The sequence below is a fragment of the Streptomyces sp. NBC_01471 genome (assembly GCF_041438865.1).
Lineage (GTDB): Bacteria > Actinomycetota > Actinomycetes > Streptomycetales > Streptomycetaceae > Streptomyces.
On sequence record NZ_CP109450.1, the window covers coordinates 6845105 to 6865841 of the forward strand.

General features: G+C 70.8%; 18 protein-coding genes. 8 read left to right on the forward strand and 10 right to left on the reverse strand.

Annotated features, from left to right (window positions below):
- Window positions 1–14: 14 nt before the first annotated feature.
- From OG285_RS30735 to OG285_RS30765, 7 genes are all read right to left on the reverse strand, one after another.
- A complete protein-coding gene (locus OG285_RS30735) occupies window positions 15–1508 on the reverse strand; it encodes an APC family permease (RefSeq protein ID WP_356829257.1) in 1494 nt (497 codons plus the stop codon).
- A 486-nt stretch (window positions 1509–1994) separates the two neighbouring features.
- On the reverse strand, window positions 1995–2981 hold the full coding sequence (locus tag OG285_RS30740) for an ABC transporter substrate-binding protein (protein ID WP_371792787.1): 987 nt from the start codon (window positions 2979–2981) through the stop codon (window positions 1995–1997).
- 42 nt (window positions 2982–3023) lie between these two features.
- Complete coding sequence (locus OG285_RS30745; protein WP_371792788.1) at window positions 3024–3767, reverse strand: ABC transporter ATP-binding protein; 744 nt, start codon at window positions 3765–3767, stop codon at window positions 3024–3026.
- Window positions 3740–4633, reverse strand: a complete 894-nt coding sequence (locus OG285_RS30750) for an ABC transporter permease (protein WP_371792789.1) — start codon at window positions 4631–4633, stop codon at window positions 3740–3742. Before OG285_RS30750 ends, OG285_RS30745 begins: the two co-directional genes overlap by 28 nt.
- A 698-nt stretch (window positions 4634–5331) precedes the next feature.
- Window positions 5332–6267 (reverse strand): alpha/beta hydrolase fold domain-containing protein, encoded by a 936-nt coding sequence (locus OG285_RS30755; RefSeq protein ID WP_371792790.1) that lies wholly within the window; start codon window positions 6265–6267, stop codon window positions 5332–5334.
- A 60-nt stretch (window positions 6268–6327) separates the two neighbouring features.
- The gene (locus tag OG285_RS30760) at window positions 6328–6489 is read right to left on the reverse strand and encodes a hypothetical protein (protein ID WP_371792791.1); all 162 of its coding nucleotides are present in this window, start codon (window positions 6487–6489) and stop codon (window positions 6328–6330) included.
- Between the two features lie 19 nt (window positions 6490–6508).
- Window positions 6509–7258, reverse strand: coding sequence for an SDR family oxidoreductase (locus OG285_RS30765; RefSeq protein ID WP_371792792.1), 750 nt, complete (start codon window positions 7256–7258; stop codon window positions 6509–6511).
- A 145-nt stretch (window positions 7259–7403) separates the two neighbouring features.
- Between OG285_RS30765 and OG285_RS30770 the strand changes: the two genes are divergently transcribed.
- The 3 genes from OG285_RS30770 to OG285_RS30780 all read left to right on the forward strand — a co-directional run bounded on the left by OG285_RS30770 (window position 7404) and on the right by OG285_RS30780 (window position 10004).
- The gene (locus OG285_RS30770) at window positions 7404–8039 is read left to right on the forward strand and encodes a TetR/AcrR family transcriptional regulator C-terminal ligand-binding domain-containing protein (protein ID WP_356829245.1); all 636 of its coding nucleotides are present in this window, start codon (window positions 7404–7406) and stop codon (window positions 8037–8039) included.
- Window positions 8040–8190: 151 nt separating this feature from the next.
- Complete coding sequence (rpe, locus tag OG285_RS30775; RefSeq protein ID WP_356829243.1) at window positions 8191–8877, forward strand: ribulose-phosphate 3-epimerase; 687 nt, start codon at window positions 8191–8193, stop codon at window positions 8875–8877.
- A 110-nt stretch (window positions 8878–8987) separates the two neighbouring features.
- On the forward strand, window positions 8988–10004 hold the full coding sequence (locus OG285_RS30780) for a sugar-binding transcriptional regulator (RefSeq protein ID WP_164267829.1): 1017 nt from the start codon (window positions 8988–8990) through the stop codon (window positions 10002–10004).
- Window positions 10005–10061: 57 nt separating this feature from the next.
- Here the strand turns inward: OG285_RS30780 and OG285_RS30785 are convergent, their stop codons facing one another.
- Complete coding sequence (locus OG285_RS30785; protein WP_356829239.1) at window positions 10062–11435, reverse strand: deoxyribodipyrimidine photo-lyase; 1374 nt, start codon at window positions 11433–11435, stop codon at window positions 10062–10064.
- A gap of 95 nt (window positions 11436–11530) precedes the next feature.
- Complete coding sequence (locus tag OG285_RS30790) at window positions 11531–13075, reverse strand: SDR family oxidoreductase (RefSeq protein ID WP_356829237.1); 1545 nt, start codon at window positions 13073–13075, stop codon at window positions 11531–11533.
- A gap of 225 nt (window positions 13076–13300) precedes the next feature.
- Between OG285_RS30790 and OG285_RS30795 the strand changes: the two genes are divergently transcribed.
- The 3 genes from OG285_RS30795 (at window position 13301) to OG285_RS30805 (ending at window position 17336) form a co-directional block, all read left to right on the forward strand.
- A complete protein-coding gene (locus OG285_RS30795) occupies window positions 13301–14545 on the forward strand; it encodes an NAD(P)/FAD-dependent oxidoreductase (protein ID WP_371792793.1) in 1245 nt (414 codons plus the stop codon).
- A 227-nt stretch (window positions 14546–14772) separates the two neighbouring features.
- Window positions 14773–16218 (forward strand): GuaB1 family IMP dehydrogenase-related protein, encoded by a 1446-nt coding sequence (locus OG285_RS30800; RefSeq protein ID WP_356829233.1) that lies wholly within the window; start codon window positions 14773–14775, stop codon window positions 16216–16218.
- 251 nt (window positions 16219–16469) lie between these two features.
- Entirely contained in the window at window positions 16470–17336 is an 867-nt protein-coding gene (locus OG285_RS30805) for an RNA polymerase sigma factor SigF (protein ID WP_371792794.1), read from the forward strand.
- 117 nt (window positions 17337–17453) lie between these two features.
- Here the strand turns inward: OG285_RS30805 and OG285_RS30810 are convergent, their stop codons facing one another.
- Window positions 17454–17825: an ATP-binding protein gene (locus tag OG285_RS30810; RefSeq protein ID WP_356829817.1), complete on the reverse strand. Its 372-nt coding sequence runs from the start codon at window positions 17823–17825 to the stop codon at window positions 17454–17456.
- A 313-nt stretch (window positions 17826–18138) separates the two neighbouring features.
- Here OG285_RS30810 and OG285_RS30815 point away from each other — a divergent pair, with 313 nt between their 5' ends.
- Both OG285_RS30815 and OG285_RS30820 read left to right on the forward strand, forming a co-directional pair.
- Complete coding sequence (locus OG285_RS30815) at window positions 18139–18936, forward strand: carbon-nitrogen hydrolase family protein (RefSeq protein ID WP_371792795.1); 798 nt, start codon at window positions 18139–18141, stop codon at window positions 18934–18936.
- A 67-nt stretch (window positions 18937–19003) separates the two neighbouring features.
- Entirely contained in the window at window positions 19004–20713 is a 1710-nt protein-coding gene (locus OG285_RS30820) for an NAD(P)/FAD-dependent oxidoreductase (protein WP_356829229.1), read from the forward strand.
- Window positions 20714–20737: the final 24 nt, after the last annotated feature.

A 20737-nucleotide genomic window follows, 5' to 3' on the forward strand; every position in this document is an offset into this window, starting at 1 on the left:
AGGTCGCATGTCCATCAGATTCCCGCCTTCTGTGCATCGGATCCGGCGCACCTGTCCGGGCCGAGTTCGACATTCGAGTAGTCTATTTCCGCGTCCGGCCGGCGGCCCTTGATGAATCGGCGACACAGCGGGTACACCGCCACGCCCAGGAGTGCCACCCCGAGACTCGTGAAGAACGTAGCGGGTTCATCGACCGCTGCGGTCCACGCCAGATACACGATCATCCCGGTAGGGAGCGCGACGACCAGGATCGCGCCGGGCCAGCCGCCGGGAACACGAACCGGTCGGCGCATCCGGGGATACCGCCAGCGAAGAACCAGGAAGGCTGCGAATTCAAGCAGGATTGACGACAGGGTGAGCAGCACCGTGGCCCGCAAAATCGAGCTGAAATCGACAGCGGAGAGTACGACGACAACAATGCTGCTCGCCAGGAGAGCTCCTACCGGCGTGTCGAATCGTCTACTGTCTCGCGCCATCCAGCGAGGCAGATATGCATCCGCTGCAAGCGCGCGCGGTATGCGTGTGCTCGTCAGCAGGATCGCCATGAACAAGCCGGCCAGGGAAAGCGCCGAGCCCAGGGAGATCAGCACCTTGAGCCAGCTTCCGCCCAGGATGCCGCCGACAGTGATGAAATCGCCTTGAGCCCAGGCGGCGGGCGAACCCCGATGAAGGCCACTGCCGATGGCGGCGATCGTGGGCAAGAGGTAGGCAGCGATGATCAGCGGAACCGAAATGATCAGGGCGCGCGTGTAGGTTCGGTGCGCGTCGGCAACCTCACCCAGCACGGTACTCGGACCGTCGAAGCCAAGGTATAGCCACACGATCACGCTGAGCGCACCGGCCACCGACGAGTGCGCGCTCTGACCTGGAATCATGAAGGGTGAAAGAACGTTGGTTCCGTTGCTGATCGCATGACAGACACCGATAACTGTCAACACGGCGAACGGTGCGAGAATCAGCACCATCATTCCGACTGAATAGTCGCTCACGGCCTTGGAGCCGCGATAGTTGAGGTAGGCCATCGGAATGACGAGGGCGACGGTGACGATCCAGTGCAGATCCACGACGAAGCCACCATTGAACAGGGAGAGGATTACCATTCCCTTCCCGCGGGTGATGGCGGGTACCCAGGTGGCCAGGTAGTCGACGAGCAGGATCGGATACAGGGTGAGGTTCAGCACCGATCCGACCGCATTCCAGATACCGAACACAAATGCCGGAAAACTTCCGAGCGCGAGTTTTGTCCAGTAGTAGTAACCGCCGTTGACCGGTATCGCGGCGCTGAGTTCTGCTGCCACCAATGCGTTCGGCACGCCGAAAACGATGGGCACCAGGATGATCATCAGCAAAGTCATGCCTGGCCCGGCGCTGGAAATGGAGGCTTCGAGCCCGAAGGGGCCTCCGGAAACCGTGAAGAAGAAGATGCCGACCAGTGGCAGTACGCCGATCGCACGTTTCCCCGTCCCGGGCGCCGATGGCGCGATATCGGTTGGGGTCAGTTCAGTCATACTGGTCTCCACTAGCCGATCCGAGCTGGGCATCTGCCCCTATGGGAGCCCTTTGACCCCGAAGAAGTGCTGGGTCATGTCAGGTATGGGCGGTTGGGCACCTGATCGACATAACGTATGGGGCATCGTGGAAGCGGTCCTCGTCGTGCGCGTCAAAGCAGTGCCCCAGTAGTTGTCGCTTCCACCAAAGCCTGGACTCCGCGGCCTTCGAGGTCCGTCGTGTGGCTTGGCGGGACCATGTGCCGACGGCGTTCTGTGAGTGCCTGACGATCTTGTGCCGGATGGCCCTGCCTGATGACCCGGGGGGAGCGCATCGCTCCGCTGCTCCGCCCCGGGCGGTTGCCGGCGGACGACCGCACAACCGGGTGCAGTCGAACCGGGGGCAGCTGCGGGCGCGGCACACGCTCGCTCTGGTGTCCTCCGGCCGTCACCGCCCGTGGACAGGGGCGGTGACGGTGTACGGACGCGGAGGTGTCATCGGGCCTTTCAGAACGCGTGGGGCGAGGTGGTGGACGGCGGCACACCGGCGTTGAACCGGGTGTCGACGAAGTCGGAGAACTTGAACTGCTTGGGTATCAGCTTCAGGCCCGCGAACTCGTCGGCGATCTGCTGCTCCGAGGCGACGGCGGCCCGGTCCACGGCGACCCGCACCGTCGTGCCCGACGTACGCTGGACCGCGTCCAGCGCCACCTCGTACGGCACGCCGGTGTCCTTCGCCCACACCTTCGCCCACTGCTGCGGGTGCTTGTAGACCCACTTCCGGGCGAGCTGCAGCCGCTGCATGTAGTCCTTCATGGCTGCCGACTTCCCCTTGTCCGCCAGCGCGGAGGGGGAGGCGATGTCGAAGGTGAGGCCGTTGACCAGACCCTGTCCGCTCACCAGGACCCGGGCGTTCCCGCCGTCCAGCGCCTGGGTGGTGGTGGGGTCGGCCGCCGCCCAGGCATCGACGTCTCCCCGCTTGAACGCGGTCTTCGCCTCGGCGGACTGGAGGTAGTCGACCTTGACGTCCTTGATCGACATCCCGGCCTTCCTGAGCACGGCGAGCAGCAGGTCGTGCCCCGTGGTGCCCTGCATCACCGCGATCTTCTTGCCCTTGAGATCCCGGACGCTCTTCAGCGGCGAGTTCTTCGGCACCAGGATGGCCGTGCCCGCCACCGAGCTGTGCATCGCGCCCACGACGGTGATCCTCGATTTGGACGCGGCGGCGAACACCGGTGGTGTGTTGCCGGTCCAGCCGAGGTCGACCGCCTTGGCGTTGACGGCTTCCAGCAGCAGCGGCCCGGAGGCGAAGTTCGACCAGTTGATCTTGTACGGCATGTTGTTCAGCTCGCCGGATGCCTCCAGCATGGCTCGGTCGCCGCCCGTCTGGTCACCGACGTTGAGCGTGGTTCTGGTGTGTTCGGATTTCCCTCCGCACGCCGCGGTCAGCAGAGCGAACGGGATGAGCAGGGCGCCAAGACAGCGTCGTTTCATGGGGAGTCTTTCTTCGGTTCGGGTGGAGGTGACGAGGGGTGGTCAGAAGGGGGCCTGGGTGGCCACTACGCCAAGTTCGGTCAGCAGCCCGGCGCGGAGCAGGGTGAACTCCGGCGCGCCCACGTCACGCGGGCGCGGGAGGTCCACCGGTTGCTCATGGGCGATGACGCCGTCCTGCATCACCAGGACCCGGTCGGCCAGCAGCAGCGCTTCCTCCACGTCATGCGTGACGAGCAGCACGGCGCAGCCCCTGCGCTGCCACACCTCGGCGACCTGCCGCTGGGCTTTGATCCGGGTGAGCGCGTCGAGTGCGCCGAACGGCTCGTCGAGCAGCAGGAGGTCCGGTTCGCGGACCAGCGCCCGTGCCAGTGAGGCGCGTTGGGCCTCGCCCCCGGAGAGCGTCTTGGGCCAGGCGTCCGCCCGGTGCTCCAGGCCGACCTCGGCCAGCGCCCGTACCGCGGTCTCCCGCGTGGGGCGGCCCGGCAGGCCCAGCACGACATTGCGCCACACGCGTTTCCACGGCATCAGGCGGGGCGCCTGGAAGGCCACCGCCCGGCGACGAGGCACGAGCACGGTGCCGTCGATGTCCCGGTCGAGCCCGGCGAGTATCCGCAGCAGCGTGCTCTTGCCGCAGCCGCTGCGCCCCAGCAGGGCCACGAACTCGCCCGGCCGTACGGTGAGCTCCAGCGTGTCGAGGACGGCCCGGCCGTCGAAGGACCGGGTCAGACCGGTGATCTCGACGACCGCCCGGTCGGCGGTCACTTCCCCGTGAACGTCGGTCGCCATTGCAGCAACAACCTCTCCAGCGTACGGACGACGACGTCGGCGGCCAGGCCGAGGAAGGCGTAGACGATCAGGCAGACCACGATGACGTCGGTGCGGTAGTACTCGCGGGCCTGATCCATCAGGAAGCCGATGCCGTCGCTGGCGTTGACCGTCTCGCCGAAGACCAGGGCCAGCCACGCCGAGCCCAGCGCGAATCGCAGCCCGGTCAGGGCGCCGGGCAGCGCCCCGGGCAGCACGACATGGCGGATCAGGCCCCAGCGGCTCAGGCCGAGCGTGGCGCCGGCCTCGATCAGCTGCTCGTCCACGCCGCGGATCCCGGCGTAGGTGTTCATGTAAAGAGGGAAGGCTGTGGCGAGGGCGATCAGCGCCACCTTCACCGTCTCGTCGATGCCCAGCCAGACGATCAGCAATGGGATGAGCCCGGCGAACGGCACCGCGCGCAGCATCTGCACCACAGCGTCGATCAGGTCCTCCCCGATCCGCAGCAGCCCGGACAGCAGCCCCAGCCCGCCCCCGGCCATCACGCCCAGCACCAGCCCGACGGCGACGCGCTGCACCGAGACCGCCATCGCGGACGGCAGCGTGCCGTCGGCGATCAGCCCGCCCGCGGTACGGGCGATGGTGCCGGGGGAGGCGAGGGTGTCCGGCTGGAGTACACCGGTGGCACTGAACACCTGCCACAGGACCAGCAGCAGCACGGGCCCGGTGGCGCGTCGGAGCCAGCGTGGCACGCTGCGGCGCCGGGACGACGCGGAGACGACAGGTTCCAGGTCGACGCCCGCCGCGCCGAGTGTGACCAGCCCTTCAGGGCCATTGGCGGAAAGGCCGGATATGCCCGGTCCGGGGGATGTGTCGTTGGTGCTCATGAGGGGCTCCACGTCGGGGCTGGAGGGCGCGGGCCCGCGGCGTGGCGTACGCGGGCGGCTGTCGGCGGCGCCGATGGCGAAGTGCCGTCACGGCGCCGGGCGCGAGACGGGGAGCGGCGGGAAGCCGGAAGGCGCCGGCAGTCGCGGCAGCGCGCCGAGGGGGTCACGCTTAGCGAGTCACAGTGACCGCCCGTGGGGGACATCTGGTAAATACGACATGAACACGCGGCTGAAGCTAGCAGGTGGGACCCTCGGGCGGTCAACGGCGTCTCGCCCATCGGACGTCCTTCTCGCGCACCGGACGGGTCTTGGCTGTCAGCCCGGCCCACCGGGGCGCCGAGGTTCCGGGCGCAACGCCGGGCGGAGCGGTGAAGGGGTTGGCGGGGCCACGGCCCGGCCGTCGCTGCGTCACCCACGTCAACCGAAGCGCGGCGATCAGGGCCACGGTGTCGGGACGGCCGGAGCCCGCCGGAGCGGGAAGTGCGGCCGGCCCCGGGAGCGCACGCTCGTCATGGCTGTCGCGGACCGGGCTCAGGGCCGCGAGTACGAACCGGGCAGCAGGACATCTGGGGACTCGTGCGCCGTGGGACCGCTCATCCATGCACCACTGACAGATTGATCGGGCACCCCTCCTTCCGGGATCGGGCACCCCTCCTTCCGGGGGCGGACAAGCTCGCCGGGGAGGGATCGTGCAGGTGTCAGACCGCGCCGGACGACGCGGATGCTCCGTGGGTCTCTGTCTGCTGGTCGAGGTGGGTGCGGAGGAAGGTTCCGACCTGGTCCAGGGCCTGTGCGCCCTCGGCGAGGACGGCGGAGAACCCCTGGAAGACATGGGGGGCGCCCGGGAATGTCTGCAGGACGACCGCCACGTCGTCGTCGGCGGCCTTCGCGGCCAGCCGGAGGGCGTCGTCGAGGAGGACCTCGTAGGTCCCGGCCTGGATGAGCAGCGGGGGCAGTCCGCGCAGGTCGGCGAAGAGGGGGCTGGCGAAGGGGGAGCGGGGGTCCGCGCCCGCGAGGTAGTCGTCGGCGCGGGTGGCGAGTGCTTGCCGGGTGAGGGCCGGGTCGAGGACGGCCTTGGTCTCGTAGCTGCGCCCGGACTGGGTGAGGTCCGCCCAGGGGGAGAGGACGGCGGCCGCCGCCGGCCGGGGGAGACCGGCCTCCTTGATCGCGACCAGCAGGGCCAGGGCGAGTCCGCCACCGGCGGACTCGCCGGTCACGGCGATGGACCCGGCCGGGATGCCGCGGTCGAGGAGCCCGCGGTAGGCGGCAACGGCGTCGTCGACGGCCGCCGGGAACGGGTTCTCCGGCGCGAGGCGGTAGTCCACCGCGTGGACGGTGGTGCCGGTGCGGCGGGCTACATCGGCGGCCAGGTTGACACCGGCCGCGGCGGATCCGAGGGCGTAGCCGCCACCGTGGAAGTACAGCACCGCACCGGACGGCTTGTCGCAGCCCGCCGTGACCTCGATGGTGTCGACGCCGCCGAGCTCGACGGCTATGGCGCGGACGTCCTCGGGGACGGGGTGGGAGCCGATCATTTCGTCGAAGACGAGGCGCATCTTGTGCGGGTCGCCGCCCATGTCGAGCGGGGAGGTGCGCAGCAGGTCGATGATCGCGGCGAGCTGGGACTGAGTCATGGCGGTCTGCTTTCTCAGTGGGTCGAAAGGGCGGGGCTGGGCGGGTCACGAGCAGGGCGATCAGGCACGGCGTGGTTCCAGGACCTCGCCGAAGCCCATGCGGCGGGCGAAGTCGGAGCGGGTCCCGGTGACCGCGTCGGCCTGCTCGGCCGGCGGCGCCCGTGACGAGAACAGTGGACAGGGGGTCGCTCCTGTCGGGCGGTGCGCGTTCTCGCCGGTCACAAGGGGGGGCACCCGGAGGTCAGGCGACGCCGCCATTGGCGAACAGGACCTGGCCGTTGACCCAACGGCCGCCGGGGCCGGCCAGGAAGGCGACAGCGCTCGCGATGTCCTCGGGCGTGCCGAGGCGCTCCAGCGGGGAGGCGGCGGCGATCCGCTCGACGAGCTCGGGGCTCTTCCCGTCCAGGAAGAGCGGGGTCGCGGTCGGCCCGGGGGCCACGGCGTTGACGGTGACGTCCCGGCCGCGCAGTTCGCGGGCGAGGATCAGGGTCATCGCCTCGACCGCGCCCTTGCTCGCCGCGTAGGCGGCGTAGGTCGGCTGCTGGAGCCGGGTGACAGAGGTGGAGAAGTTGACCAGCGCACCGCCGGGGCGCAGCCGCCCGGCCGCGAGCTGGGAGACGACGAACGTGCCGCGCACGTTGACCCGGTGCATCCGGTCGAAGGCGTCGAGGTCCATGTCTGCCAGCGGGGCCAGCAGCATGATCCCGGCGGTGTTCACCACCACGTCGACGCCGCCGAAGTGTTCCTGGGCGGCGTCGAACAGGGCCGTCATCGCTGCCTCGTCCGCGACGTCGCCGGATACGGCAACGGCCGTGCCGCCCGCCTCCCGGATCGATGCGACGGCCTTCTCGGCACGCTCGGCGCGGCCTGCGTAGTGCACGACCACGGACATGCCGTCGGCGGCCAGCGCGTGCGCGACCGCGCTGCCGATCCCGCCGGAACCCCCAGCCACGATCGCCACACGGCCGGCGGGCTGCTCAATGGTGGTCATGGCGACCTCCCTCTCGTCTTTGTGGACGATCGGTACACTAGCGGCATGTAGACCAGTCGTCCATATCTATGTGGCCCGTGGGTCCATATAGTTGCTGTCGGAGGCCACGCCACCGGGCCGGCCGTGCCGGACGAGGAGGAGACGCATGGAGCGAACAGAGGCCGAGGGGCCCGGCCAGCTCAAGCCGGGGCGCGGACGCCGCCGGGCGGAGGACGTCCGCCACGCGACACTGGCCGCGGCAGCCGAACTGCTGCTCGCCGAGGGGGTCCACGCCCTGACCTTCTCGAAGGTCGCCGCCCGCGCCGGGGTCAGCAAGATGACCCTCTACAAGTGGTGGCCGTCTCCCGGAGCTCTGGCCTTCGACGCCTACTTCGACACCTTCAAGGAGACCCTCGCCTTCCCCGACACGGGCGACATCGGGCGCGACCTGACGACGCAGTTGCACGTCTTCGTCGATCTCCTGAACCGCAACGGCTCCGTCATCGCCGGGATCATCGGAGCCGCCCAGGGCGACCCCGACCTGGCGGAGGCGCTCTCGGCGCACTACGTCAGACAGCGCCGCGCCCTCGCCGTCGAACGCCTCACGCGCGCGCGGCAGGCCGGCCAGATCCGCGAAGGGGCCGACCTGGAGGCGATCGTCGACCAGCTCTGGGGCGCCGTCTACCACCGGCTGCTCCTGCCCGCGCAACCGCTGACCGCGGAGTTCACGGACCGGCTGATCGCCAATCTCTTCCAGGGCGTCGCCCCGGCCTCCGCGGATGCGGCGGCGCCCACCGGATGACGTGAGCGTGCCGACACCGGCGGCGGCCGGATCCCTCCGGCCGGCCACCGGCACGGATGAATGCCAGGTTTGCGCGGTGTGTGCGGATCCCCGCGGCCCTCCGGTCCCTGTGGTGGCAGGCAACTGGGCCGGGGCATGGCAGGCTTGGGGCATGGCCGTGCAGATCAACCCCAGCATCCTGTCCGCCGACTTCTCCCGCCTCGCGGAGGAGGCGAAGGCCGTCGAAGGTGCCGACTGGCTCCACGTCGACGTGATGGACAACCACTTCGTACCCAATCTGACCCTCGGGGTCCCTGTGGTGGAAGCGCTCAGCCGGGCCTCGGAAACCCCGCTGGACTGCCACCTCATGATTGAGGACGCGGACCGCTGGGCGCCGCAGTACGTCGAGGCGGGCGCGGGTTCCGTCACCTTCCACGCGGAGGCCGCTGCCGCCCCCGTGCGGCTCGCCCGCGAGATCAGGGCCAAGGGGGCGCGCGCCTCCATGGCGCTGAAGCCCGCGACGCCCATCGAGCCCTACGAGGACCTGCTCCCAGAGCTCGACATGCTGCTGATCATGACCGTGGAGCCGGGCTTCGGCGGCCAGTCCTTCCTGGACATCATGCTGCCGAAGATCCGCCGCACCCGTGAGCTGATCTCCAGGCACGGACTCGAACTCTGGCTCCAGGTCGACGGCGGGGTCTCGGCGACGACGATCGAGCGGTGTGCGGAGGCCGGCGCGGACGTCTTCGTCGCGGGCTCCGCGGTGTACGGCGCCGACGACCCGGCGGCCGCGGTCCGTATGCTCCGCCACCAGGCGCAGGAGACGACGGCGTCGGCGGGATGGGCCTGCGGCCACTGAGCGGCCAGGAGATGAACGCGGCCTTTCGGGGCTGATCAAGTTGTGCCGGGTCTGACAGGATGATGGGTCCGGGAGTGAACAGCCTTAGTGAGGAGATCGCGGTGTCTGCAATGTCGGCGGGCAGATCAGCCCTGCGGATGGGACCCGCGGAGCTGGTGCAGGCGGCGGCCATGGCCCGTCGCTTCTACCTGGAGGGAAAGTCCAAGATCCAGATCGCCGAGGAGTTCGGCGTCAGCCGGTTCAAGGTAGCCCGGGTCCTGGAGACGGCGCTGGAGCGCGATCTCGTACGGATCGAGATCCGGGTCCCCGCCGAACTGGACGCGGAGCGCTCCGACGCGCTGCGGGCCCGGTACGGCCTGCGCCACGCGGTCGTCGTCGAGTCCCCGGCGGACGCTGCGGACGATGCCCCCGACCCGGAGAACCTGGGCGAGGTCGCCGCCGATCTGCTCGGCGAGCTGGTCACCGAGGGCGATGTGCTGGGCCTCGCCTGGGGGCGCTCCACCATCCACATGGCGGCGGCGCTCAATGTGCTCCCGCCGTGCACGGTGGTCCAGCTGACCGGTGTGTACGACGCGGGGACCGCGGAGCGCGGCTCCGTCGAGGCGGTACGGCGTGCCGCCCAGGTCTCCGGGGGAGAGGCGCACCCCATCTACGCCCCGATGCTGCTGCCGGACCCGGCCACCGCTGCCGCGCTGCGCAACCAGACAGGCATCGCCCGAGCCTTCGAGTACTTCGACAAGGTGACCGTGGCCGCGGTGTCCATCGGCTCCTGGGAACCGGGCATCTCGACGGTTCACGACATGCTCAGCGACGCCGAGCGGGCGCACTACGCCTCGCTGGGAGTCGCCGCCGAGATGTCCGCGCACCTCTTCGACGCCGAGGGGCGGCGGGTCGGCCGCGACCTGGGCGAGCGGTGCATCACGGTCGAGGCCGACCGGTTGCGCCGGATCCCCGAGGTCGTGGCCATCGCGGGCGGCCAGCGCAAGGCCGCGGCGATCGGGGCCGTCCTGAAGTCGGGTCTCGTCACCAGCCTGGTCACCGACACGGCGGCCGCGGATTTCCTGCTGACGGAGACCGGGCCCGGACCGCGCCCCGCACTGGACCGGGCGGACCCCGACGGGGTCTGATCCCGGGCGGGCACGGCGGCTGCCGGGGTTGGCGGCCGCCGGGCGGTGAACCCGCGGTCAGGCCCGGCCCCGGGCCTGCTTGAAGCGGGCCAGGCCGTCCGAGAGTTCGAGCAGCGGCTCGGGATAGTCGTACGCGGCGCGCTCGGGCCCCCGGAGCTTCCACGGTTCGTGCGCGGCCGCACCCGCCAGCCCGGCCAGCTCGGGCACCCAGCGGCGCACGTAGTCCCCCTGCGGGTCGTAGCGCTTGCCCTGGGTCACCGGGTTGAACACCCGGTTCGGCCTGCTGTCCGTGCCGGTGCCCGCCACCCACTGCCAGTTGAGCTGGTTGTTGGCGACGTCGCCGTCCACCAGGAGCTCCAGGAAGTACCGCGCGCCGACCCGCCAGTCCACGTACAGCGTCTTGGCGAGGAAGCTCGCGGTGAGCAGCCGCCCCCGGTTGTGCATCCACCCCTCGTGCCGGAGCTGTCGCATGGCGGCGTCGACCACCGGGTATCCGGTGCGGCCCTCCTTCCAGGCCGTGATCTCCCGCGCGGCGGACCGCTCGGAACGCCAGTGGTCGTGCTGCGAGCGGTAGTCGGCTGAGGCGGCCGCCGGGCGTGCGGTCAGTACCTGGTGGTGGAAGTCCCGCCAGCACAGCTGCCGTACGAACGCCTCGGCGCCCGGGCCGCCCCTGCGCGTGGCGTCGCGCACCAGCTCGACGGGGGAGAGGGTGCCGAAGTGCAGGTGCGGCGAGAGCCTGGACGTCAGATCGCCCGGCAGGTCGTCGTGGTGGTCCTCGTACCCGGCGAGCCCCTTCCGCTGCCAGGCCGTCCAACGGGCGCGGCCCTCGCGTTCACCGCCCGCTGCGAGTCCTTCCGAGACCCCGGACACGTCCGTACGGGACGGCAGCCGGTCCGACCGGACGGCCCCCGGCACCCGCACCGTGCGCGGCGCGCCCTGGACGGCGCGCAGCCGTTCCTCCGACCAGCGCCTGAAGTACGGGGTGAAGACCGCGAAGTGGTCCGACGCCGCCGGGGTGACCGCGCCCGGCGGCACCGCGGTGATCACCGCGTCATGGACACGCAGCCGTCTGCCGTCGGACTCCAGCGCCGCGCGCAGCCGCTCCTCCCGGTGCTGGGCGTACCCGCTGACCCCGGCCGCCATGTGCACTTCGGCGGCCCCCGTCTCCGCGGCCACCCGGCAGACCTCACGGGTCACTTCGCCGGACCGTACGACGAGCCGCCCGCCGCGCTCCCGCAGCCCCGCGTCGAGGCCGGAGAGACAGTCGGCCAGAAACGCCCGCCGGTTGGGCGTGGCGAAGCCCGCCGACTCGATGGCCTCGTCGCGGACGAACAGCGGCACCACTTCGTCCGCCGACGCGAGAGCCGCGCGCAGCGGCGGATTGTCGTGCAGCCGGAGGTTGGAGGTGAACAGGGCGACCGACACGGTCATGCGCCACTCCTCGTCGGGGAACTCGTCGGGGGCCGGCCGGGGAGCGGGCGGGTGCTCCGTCCCGGCGGCTGCGGACCCGCCGCCGTACGGAGGTGTCAGCGGCCGGTGGCGGCGGGCTCCTGACGGCCTCGGCTGTCGCGGTCCGCCGCCCTGGCGATATTGCGGGCCATCCCGCCGAAGACGATGGCATGGAAGGGCGCGACACTCCACCAGTACGCGTGTCCGAGCAGCCCCCGGGGGTGGAAGAGAGCGCGTTGCCGGTAGCGGGTGCGCCCCCGGCCGTCCTGGTCCACGGACATCTCCAGCCAGGCGAGCCCGGGCAGCCGCATCTCGGCGCGCAGCCGCAGCAGCCGGCCCGGCTCGATCGCCTCGACCCGCCAGAAGTCCAGCGAGTCGCCCACCCTGAGCCGCTGGGCGTCCCTCCTGCCGCGGCGCAGTCCGACTCCGCCGGCCAGCCGGTCCAGCGAGCCGCGCACCGCCCAGGCGAGCGGGAAGGAGTACCAGCCGTTGTCGCCCCCGACGCCCTCGATGATCCGCCAGAGCGCGTCCGGGGTCGCCCCCATGGTCAGCTGACGCCGGTCCGCGTAGAGGCTGCCGCCCGCCCAGTCCGGGTCGGTGGGCAGCGGATCGCTCGGGGCGCCGGGCAGTGCGGCGGACGACCAACGGGTGGTGACCTGGGCGTCCTGGACCCGCTGGAGTGCCAGCCGGAGCGCCGTGCCGAAGGAGAACGGCACGCCGGGGCGGTCCGGCACGTACCGCGCGATGTCGTGTTCGCCGCAGACGACTTCGTAGCGCAGCGACTCGGCGAGCGGCCGGGCGAGCGCGCGCGGAACGGGGGTGACCAGGCCGATCCAGTGGCTGGACAGGCGCGGCGAGAGCATGGGTACCGGCAGGATGAGCCGGTGCGGGAGTCCGGCGACCGAGGCGAACCCGCGCATCATGTCGCGGTACGTCATGATGTCGGGCCCGCCGATGTCGAAGGAGCGGTGCACGTCGTCCGGCATCAGCGCGCTGCCGACCAGGTACCGCAGCACGTCCCGGACGGCGACCGGCTGGACCCGGGTACTCACCCAGCTCGGTGTGACCATGACCGGCAGCCGCTCGGTGAGGTACCGCAGCATCTCGAAGGACGCGGAGCCGGAACCGATGATGACCGCGGCGCGGAGCACGGTGGTCGGCACTCCCGAGTCGAGGAGGATACGGCCGACCTCGGCCCGCGAGCGCAGATGCGGCGAGAGCTCCCGCTCCGGTACGCCGTCGGGGGTGAGGCCGCCCAGATAGACGATGCGCCGGATCCCGGCTGCCCGGGCCTGTTCACCGAAGATCCTGGCCGCCCTGCGGTCCGTCTCCTCGAAGTCGGAGCCGGTGTTCAGCGCGTGCACCAGGTAGTACGCCACGTCGACGCCCCGCATGGCCACGGCCACCGAAGCGGCATCGGTGACATCGCCCCGTACGACTTCCGCCCGTCCGGCCCAGGGGTGGTCCCGCAGTTTCTCCGGGGTCCTGGCCAGACAGCGGACGCGATGGCCGGCGTCGAGCAGTTCGGGTACCAGACGTCCGCCGATGTAGCCCGTCGCCCCGGTCACCAGGCAGTGCAGTGCGGGTGAGTCGAGTGCGGGTGCCGCTTCACCGTCGCTCATGGAATCTCCGCGTCATGTCGCTTTCGCCGCTGTCCGGTCCGTTCGGTTCCTCTTTCCATAGTCGCTTCTCCCCGGGGGCTGTCCAGCGATGCGGCAGATGGGCGCCCGTAGGCCGTACGCGTGACCGGGACGCGGTACGCGAACACGGGGACCGTCCGTCATCGGGAGAGAAATCCGCCCCGAGGACGTCTACTGAAGTTCGGACGAGCGAAGGGCTGAGATCCCATGACGGACGACCCGGGCCGGCGCTGCGACGTCATCGTGATCGGTGCCGGGCTGGCCGGCCTCGCCTGCGCCGCGGATCTGTGCCGGGAAGGTCTGTCCGTGCGCCTGCTGGAGGCATCGGAGACGGTCGGCGGCAGAATGCGCACCGACCGGCACGAGGGATTTCTCCTGGACCGGGGCTTCCAGGTGTTCAACACGTCGTACCCCCAGGTCAAACAGCGGATGTGGCTCAGGGGGCTGCGGCTGCGCCCCTTCACGCCCGGAGCGCTGGTGCACACACCGTCGGGGCGGCTGCGGTTCAGCGACCCGACCCGGCGGCCGGGCGTGGCGGTGGACCTGCTGTCGCTGCGGCCGGTGGCGGGCCGCCGTGACCTCCTGGCGCTCGGGCTGCTCTCCGCGCGCGACCTGTTCGGCCCGGTGAGCGCGGTGAAGCGGGCGGCGGACCGTACGACGCGTACGGCGCTCGCCGACGCCGGGATCTCGGAGGAACTGGTCGACGTGTTCTTCCGGCCCTTCCTCTCCGGTGTCTTCCTGGAGGACAGCCTCGACACCTCGTCGCGCTTCTTCCATCTGGTCTGGCGCAGCATGCTCCGGGGCACCCAGTGCCTGCCCGCCGCCGGGATCGGTGCCGTACCCGCCCAGCTCGCGGGCGCGCTGCCGCCAGGGGTGCTGAGCCCCGGCACCCCCGTGCGGGCACTCACCGACACGGGGGTCGAGCTGCCGGACGGCACGGAGCGCCACGCGCCCTGTGTGGTGGTCGCGGCCGGGCCCGCCGCGGCGGCCCGGCTGCTGCCCGGTCTGGCCGTACCGGCCACCCGTACCGTCACGACCTACTACCACGCGGCCCCGCAGCCGCCGCTGCACGAGCCGACCCTGCTGGTCGACAGCGCGCACCGCTTCCTCAACACCTGCGTGGTGAGCGAGGTCGCCCCCACCTACGCCCCGGCCGACCGCTCGCTGATCGCCACCTCGGTCCTCGGCCCCGGCGGGCCGGGGGAGGAGGAGCGGCTGCGCGCCGCGCTCGCCGAGGTCTACCGAGCGGACACGTCGTCCTGGGAGCCACTCGCCCCGTACACCGTGGAGGGCGCCCTGCCCGCCATGACCGCGCCGTGGCCGCTGAGCCGCACGACGCGGGTGTCCGCCGGGCGCTACGTGTGCGGAGACCACCGCGCCACGGGGTCCGTGCAGGGGGCACTGGCCTCCGGGGCGCGTGCGGCGCGCGAGGTGCTGGAGGACCGGAGCTGACCGCGGGAACCGCTGCGCGCCCCGCGCCGACACCGCGCCGGCCCGTTTGGGTGAAGGCACAAGGCCGACCGGCCCCGCCCTGGCGGAAGCCACAGAACAGGGGGCGGGTATTCGCCAGCCGGGGCCTCATCGGCGATGATGGTCTAGGAGCCGCAGCCTGATCCTGTGCCGGACGGCGCTGACATCCCGCCCGCCCATTCTGTATAACCGCAGGTGAGAGAGTTAGTATGCGTTTCCTCAATGACCTGAAGCCGCCGTACGATCTGACGTACGACGATGTGTTCATGGTGCCGAGCCGTTCGGCTGTCGGCTCCCGTCAGGGCGTCGACCTGTCCGCTCCCGACGGCACCGGTACCACCATCCCTCTCGTGGTCGCGAACATGACGGCCATCGCGGGCCGCCGGATGGCCGAGACGGTCGCCCGGCGTGGCGGCCTGGTCGTCATCCCGCAGGACATCCCGATCGAGGTCGTCACCGAGGTCATCACCTGGGTGAAGACGCGCCACCACGTGCTGGACACGCCCATCGTGCTCGCCCCGACGCAGACCGTCGCCGACGCGCTGTCCCTGCTGCCCAAGCGCGCGCACAACGCGGGCGTCGTCGTGGACGAGGACAGCAGGCCGGTCGGTGTCGTGACCGACGAGGACCTGGCGGGCGTCGACCGCTTCACCCAGCTCTCCGAAGTCATGTCGTCCAAGGACCTGGTGCTCCTCGATGCGGACATCGACCCGCGTGAGGCGTTCAACCGGCTCGACGGCGCCAACCGCCGCTACGCCCCCGCCGTCGACGCGGACGGCCGGCTCGTCGGCATCCTGACCCGCAGGGGCGCCCTGCGCGCCACCCTCTACTCCCCGGCCGTCGACGCCCAGGGCAAGCTGCGCATCGCCGCGGCCGTCGGTATCAACGGCGATGTCGCGGGCAAGGCCAAGCAACTGCTCGACGCCGGTGCCGACACGATCGTCGTGGACACCGCGCACGGCCACCAGGAGTCGATGATCGCCGCGGTCCGGGCGGTGCGGGCCCTCGACCCGCAGGTGCCGATCGTCGCGGGCAACATCGTGGCCGCCGAGGGTGTGCGCGACCTCATCGAGGCCGGCGCCGACATCATCAAGGTCGGTGTGGGCCCCGGCGCCATGTGCACCACCCGGATGATGACGGGTGTGGGCCGCCCGCAGTTCTCCGCCGTACTCGAATGTGCCACGGAGGCACGGAAGTTCGGCAAGCACGTCTGGGCCGACGGCGGGGTCAGGCACCCGCGCGACGTGGCGATGGCGCTGGCCGCCGGTGCGTCGAACGTCATGATCGGCTCCTGGTTCGCCGGAACGTACGAGTCCCCGGGCGACCTCCAGCAGGCCGCCGACGGCCGCTGGTACAAGGAGTCGTTCGGCATGGCGTCGGCCCGCGCCGTCCGTAACCGTACGAGTGAGGAGTCGGCCTACGACCGTGCCCGCAAGGGCCTGTTCGAGGAGGGCATCTCCACCTCGCGGATGTTCCTCGACCCGTCCCGCCCGGGTGTCGAGGACCTGATCGACTCGATCATCGCGGGCGTCCGCTCCTCCTGCACCTACGCCGGGGCCAACACCCTGGAGGAGTTCGCCGAGAAGGCGATCGTCGGGGTGCAGAGCGCCGCCGGATACGCCGAGGGCAAGCCGCTGCACGCCAGCTGGGGCTGATCGCACCGACGCCGGAGCCGGTCCCCGCCCACGGCGGGGGCCGGCTCCGGCGTTTCCGCGCTCCGCCGACTCCCCTCGTACCTCCCCAGGCCCTTCCGCAGCAGCGCTGTCCCCGCGTTTCCCGGACAGCCCGGAGGCGGGCAACTGACGGCGCATTGGCCCGGATTCCCGCGAATGGAGCGCTCCGCAGCGGGTAGCCGGGAACTGCGGAATCTGCCGGAGAACGAGAGAGGGAGTACACCGTGCCCCTGGTGCCCACAGTTCCGACCGGACTCGCCCCGCACGTCGGCCACCCGCCAGGCCGGGCTCCGGGAGAACTCCCCTACGTGGCGGACCCCTCGAAGGTCGCACCGTGCGACGCCCGCGAACTCTCCCGGCTCTTCTTCGCCACGCTCGACACCGCCGAGGAGGGCACGCGCGAGCACCAGTACGCGCGCAACACCCTCATCGAGCTGAACCTCTCACTGGTCAGGTTCGCGGCCACCCGCTTCCGCAGCCGCTCCGACCAGATGGAGGACATCGTCCAGGTCGGCACCATCGGGCTGATCAAGGCGATCGACCGGTTCGATCTCTGCCGCGAGGTGGAGTTCGCGACCTTCGCGATGCCCTGCATCGTCGGCGAGATCAAGCGCTTCTTCCGCGACACCAGCTGGTCGGTCCATGTCCCCCGGCGCCTCCAGGAACTGCGGATCACGCTGGCCAAGGCTTCCGACGAGCTGTTCCAGAGACTGGACCGTTCCCCGACACCCGCCGAACTGGCCCGACACCTCGGGATGGACGAGGAGGAGGTCGTCGAAGGGCTGGTGGCGGCCAACGGCTACACCGCCGGCTCCATCGACTCCACCGTCGAGGACGGGGCGGACAGCGGCGCCCGGACGCTGGCCGACCGGCTCGGCGAACCCGACAGCGGTCTGGACCTCGTAGAGAACCTCACCGTGCTGAAACCGCTCATCGCCCGGCTCGGCGCCAGGGACCGGCGCATTCTGCGGATGCGGTACGGCGACGACCTGACCCAGTCGCAGATCGGAGCCGAACTGGGCATCTCCCAGATGCACGTGTCCCGGCTGCTGGCGCGGATCACCGCACAGCTGCGGACGGGGCTGCTCGGCCCGGAGTGACCACCAGGAGCCGGTACCCGCCCTCCACACGAGCCAGTGACCACCAGGAGTCGGTGCCCTCCCCACGAGCCAGCGATCGTCCGGAGCCCAGGGAGCGTGTCGCTCCGCAGACCCGTCTCAGCCGACCGCGGGTTCGGCCGCCGGATGCGACCAGATCGCCCGGACCGTCTTGCCCGACGCGCGCGGGCTGACCTCGACCCGACCGGCCAGCCGCAGCACCATGTGCCAGCCGAACCCGCCGCCTCCCCCGAAGTCGGGCTCACGGGCGACGGGAGGCGCCGGGCTGTCGTCGTCCATCTCCACCACGAGCACTCCGGGCTCTGCGCTCAGCCGCAAATGCCACCAGCCCGCGGTGTGCCGGGCCGCGTTGGCGACGAGTTCGCTGATCACGAGCAGCACAGCGTCGACATCGGCCCAGGGACAGTTCTGGGACAGAAATCGGCTGGCTGCATCGCGGGCCGTGGCGCTGTCTGCCAACGGCGAATCCATGACAACCACGGGCGGCTCCTCAGTCATCTTCCGCTCGCCTACCCCGCCTGCGTCAGTCCATCACTCCTTCATCCCGAGTTCGCCCCCAGCGGAATCCGGTGCGCCCCCGGCCAGGCCCGCACCCACCCCGAGGGGTCGCGGCACCGCCACGCAAGGGTCGCGGCACCATCACGCAACAGATCCCCATCACCGGGCCGAGAGACGCAACGAATCGTGCGGTGATGCGCAATGGACGCGTCTTGTTCCCGTGGAGCCGCTGAACGTACCGTCGGTCTGTCCCCAGAATCCCTTTCTGTACCGTCCGAGGTCTGCCATGCCGCCGCTGCGCACCGCCCTGCTCCAGAGTTCCGGCCGTCCAGGCGACGTCGCAGGGAACCTCGACGCGCTGGACGAGGCTGCGGGCCGCGCCGCAGCCTCCGGCGCCGGACTGCTGGTCTGCCCCGAGCTGTTCCTGACCGGATACGCGATCGGAGACGACGTGCCCCGGCTGGCCGAGCCCGCCGACGGCGCGAGCGCGCGGGCCGTCGCGGACATCGCCGTACGCCACGGGATCGCGGTGCTCTACGGCTACCCCGAACGCCACGGCGAGCAGATCCACAACGCGGCCCAGCTGATCGGCGCCGAAGGGCAGCGCCTGGCCAACTACCGCAAGACCCATCTCTTCGGCTGCTTCGAGCAGAAGTGGTTCACGCCGGGGGACACCCCCGTCGTCCAGGCCGAGCTGGCCGGGCTCCGGATCGGGATCATGATCTGCTACGACGTGGAGTTCCCGGAGAACGTCCGCGCCCACGCCCTCGCCGGTACCGATCTGCTCCTGGTCCCCACCGCCCAGATGCACCCCTTCCAGTTCGTCGCCGAGTCCCTGGTGCCGGTCCGGGCCTTCGAGAACCAGCTGTACATCGCGTACGTCAACCGCACCGGACCCGAGGGCGAGTTCGAGTTCGTCGGGCTCAGCTGTCTGGCAGGCCCCGACGGAACCGTCCGCGCCCGCGCCGGACGCGGCACGGAGCTGGTCACCGGCGACGCCGATCCCGCTCTGCTGCGCGCCTCGCGCGAGAACAACCCGTATCTCCGCGACCGCCGCCCGGCCCTCTACCACTCGCTGGTCTGAGCCCCGCTCGACCCGCCCCGCCACTTCAGCCGCTTCCGCGGCTCTCCGTGCAAGGAGCCCGTACCCCATGACGTCCACGGTGCCCAACACCGCTGTGCAGCACGCCGACGGCCAGCCGCCGATCACCATGTTCGGACCGGATTTCCCCTACGCCTACGACGACTTCCTCGCTCACCCGGCGGGCCTGGGCCAGATACCGGCCACCGCGCACGGCACCGAGGTCGCCGTCATCGGCGGCGGACTCTCGGGGATCATCACCGCGTACGAGCTGATGAAGATGGGCCTCAAGCCGGTGGTGTACGAGGCGGACCGGATCGGCGGCCGGCTGCGCACCGTGGGCTTCGAGGGCTGCGACCCCTCGCTCACCGCGGAACTGGGAGCCATGCGCTTCCCGCCGTCCTCCACGGCGCTCCAGCACTACATCGACCTGGTGGGCCTGGAGACGAAGTCCTTCCCCAACCCGCTGGCCCCCGGCACCCCTTCGACGGTGGTCGATCTCAAGGGCGAGTCGCATTACGCCACATCCGTGGACGACCTTCCGCAGGTCTACCGCGACGTGATGCACGCCTGGAACAGCTGCCTGGAGGAGGGCGCGGACTTCTCGGACATGAACCGCGCGCTGCGCGAGCGCGACGTACCGCGGATCCGGGAGATCTGGGCGCGGCTCGTCGAGCAGCTGGACGACCAGACGTTCTACGGCTTCCTCTGCGGGTCCGAGGCGTTCTCCTCGTTCCGGCACCGGGAGATCTTCGGCCAGGTCGGCTTCGGAACGGGCGGCTGGGACACCGACTTCCCCAACTCCATCCTGGAGATCCTCCGGGTCGTCTACACCGAGGCGGACGACCACCACCGGGGGATCGTCGGGGGCTCGCAGCAGCTGCCGCTGCGGCTCTGGGAGCGCGAACCGCAGAAGACCGTCCACTGGCCGTCCGGGACCTCCCTCGCATCGCTGCACGGCGGGGAGCCCCGCCCGGCGGTGACCCGGCTGCACCGCACGGCGGGCAACCGCATCACCGTCACGGACGCGTCCGGCGACATCCGCACCTACCCGGCCGCGGTCTTCACCGCGCAGTCCTGGATGCTGCTCTCCAAGATCGACTGCGATGACGCGCTCTTCCCGATCGACCACTGGACGGCGATGGAGCGCACCCACTACATGGAGTCGTCCAAGCTGTTCGTCCCGGTGGACCGGCCCTTCTGGCTCGACGAGGCCCTGGACGACAACGGGAACCCGACCGGCCGCGACACCATGTCGATGACGCTCACCGACCGTATGACGCGCGGCACCTACCTCCTGGACGACGGCCCGGACCGGCCCGCCACCATCTGCCTCTCGTACACCTGGTGCGACGACAGCCTCAAGTGGCTGCCGCTCTCCGCGCACGAGCGGATGGAGGTCATGCTGAAGTCGCTGGGCGAGATCTACCCGAAGGTCGACATCCGCCGCCACATCATCGGCAACCCGGTCACCGTCTCCTGGGAGGACGAGCCCTACTTCATGGGCGCGTTCAAGGCCAACCTGCCCGGCCACTACCGCTACCAGCGGCGGCTGTTCACCCACTTCATGCAGGACCGGCTCCCCGAGGACCGGCGCGGGCTGTTCCTCGCGGGCGACGACATCTCCTGGACGGCGGGCTGGGCCGAGGGCGCCGTGCAGACCGCGCTCAACGCGGTCTGGGGCGTCATGCACCACTTCGGCGGCACGACCGACGCGGCCAACCCGGGACCCGGCGACCTGTACGACGAGATCGCACCGGTCGAACTGCCCGAGGACTGACGGCGCGCCGCACCGTCCGGCCGG

Excerpts from the sequence above, each read along its gene's own strand:
- OG285_RS30770 (WP_356829245.1), top strand. The coding sequence starts at position 7,404 with ATGGAGCGAACAGAGGCCGAGGGGCCCGGCCAGCTCAAGCCGGGGCGC.
- OG285_RS30765 (WP_371792792.1), bottom strand. The coding sequence starts at position 7,258 with ATGACCACCATTGAGCAGCCCGCCGGCCGTGTGGCGATCGTGGCTGGG.
- OG285_RS30820 (WP_356829229.1), top strand. The coding sequence starts at position 19,004 with ATGACGTCCACGGTGCCCAACACCGCTGTGCAGCACGCCGACGGCCAG.
- OG285_RS30750 (WP_371792789.1), bottom strand. The coding sequence starts at position 4,633 with ATGAGCACCAACGACACATCCCCCGGACCGGGCATATCCGGCCTTTCC.
- OG285_RS30795 (WP_371792793.1), top strand. The coding sequence starts at position 13,301 with ATGACGGACGACCCGGGCCGGCGCTGCGACGTCATCGTGATCGGTGCC.
- OG285_RS30780 (WP_164267829.1), top strand. The coding sequence starts at position 8,988 with ATGTCGGCGGGCAGATCAGCCCTGCGGATGGGACCCGCGGAGCTGGTG.
- OG285_RS30735 (WP_356829257.1), bottom strand. The coding sequence starts at position 1,508 with ATGACTGAACTGACCCCAACCGATATCGCGCCATCGGCGCCCGGGACG.
- OG285_RS30815 (WP_371792795.1), top strand. The coding sequence starts at position 18,139 with ATGCCGCCGCTGCGCACCGCCCTGCTCCAGAGTTCCGGCCGTCCAGGC.
- OG285_RS30740 (WP_371792787.1), bottom strand. The coding sequence starts at position 2,981 with ATGAAACGACGCTGTCTTGGCGCCCTGCTCATCCCGTTCGCTCTGCTG.
- OG285_RS30755 (WP_371792790.1), bottom strand. The coding sequence starts at position 6,267 with ATGACTCAGTCCCAGCTCGCCGCGATCATCGACCTGCTGCGCACCTCC.
- rpe (WP_356829243.1), top strand. The coding sequence starts at position 8,191 with ATGGCCGTGCAGATCAACCCCAGCATCCTGTCCGCCGACTTCTCCCGC.
- OG285_RS30785 (WP_356829239.1), bottom strand. The coding sequence starts at position 11,435 with ATGACCGTGTCGGTCGCCCTGTTCACCTCCAACCTCCGGCTGCACGAC.
- OG285_RS30810 (WP_356829817.1), bottom strand. The coding sequence starts at position 17,825 with ATGGATTCGCCGTTGGCAGACAGCGCCACGGCCCGCGATGCAGCCAGC.
- OG285_RS30745 (WP_371792788.1), bottom strand. The coding sequence starts at position 3,767 with ATGGCGACCGACGTTCACGGGGAAGTGACCGCCGACCGGGCGGTCGTC.
- OG285_RS30790 (WP_356829237.1), bottom strand. The coding sequence starts at position 13,075 with ATGAGCGACGGTGAAGCGGCACCCGCACTCGACTCACCCGCACTGCAC.
- OG285_RS30800 (WP_356829233.1), top strand. The coding sequence starts at position 14,773 with ATGCGTTTCCTCAATGACCTGAAGCCGCCGTACGATCTGACGTACGAC.